The sequence below is a fragment of the Brevibacillus invocatus genome, assembly GCF_003710915.1.
In the GTDB taxonomy this organism is placed as follows: Bacteria; Bacillota; Bacilli; order Brevibacillales; family Brevibacillaceae; genus Brevibacillus; species Brevibacillus invocatus.
Map to the genome: position 1 here is coordinate 1 of NZ_RHHR01000058.1, position 666 is coordinate 666.

The window sequence follows — 666 nt, forward strand, 5'->3', positions numbered from 1 at the left end:
AGGCAAGGCCAACTCCAGACTTCTTGAGGAAGGCACCCTGTACGTAGCGAATTTCGGTAAAGGCAAATGGATTTCGCTGGATCTGGCGACGAATGAAGCCCTGCAAAAAGCTGTAAAGGCTGATGGAAAGCCGTTGTTTGCTACGCAGGCAGACGTCCTGATCAACTGCCGCGATGCTGCCAAAGCCGTTAGCGCTACACCAATGGATCGCCCAGAGGATCTGGAAGTCCATCCGATCGACGGCTCCGTCTTTATCGCCTTGACCAATAATGACAAGCATGGCAATTTCTACGGCCAAATCGTTCGTCTGTTTGAAAAAGACAACCAACACGCCGGTCTGGAGTTCAGCTTCGAAATCTTCGCTGCAGGCGGCCCGCAAAGCGGTTTCTCTGCACCAGACAACATGGCCTTTGACAGTGCCGGAAATCTATGGGTAGTGACGGATATCTCTTCTTCGTCCATGAACAGCGGAATCTATACATCGTTTGGTAATAATGGAGTGTTTTTCATCCCGACAGCTGGAGAGCATAAAGGGGAAGCTGCTCAGTTCGCTTCAGGTCCAGTAGGTGCAGAAATGACGGGTCCTTGGTTTACGCCAGATGAAAAAACCTTGTTCTTGGCCGTCCAGCATCCAGGTGAAAATCTGAAGGCGTATGACAAGCCTAC

The 666-nt window shown here is 50.8% G+C and carries 1 protein-coding gene; it reads left to right on the forward strand.

The features are described from left to right. On the forward strand, positions 1–666 hold a 666-nt coding region (locus tag EDM52_RS22970; RefSeq protein WP_122911237.1), incomplete at both ends, for a PhoX family protein.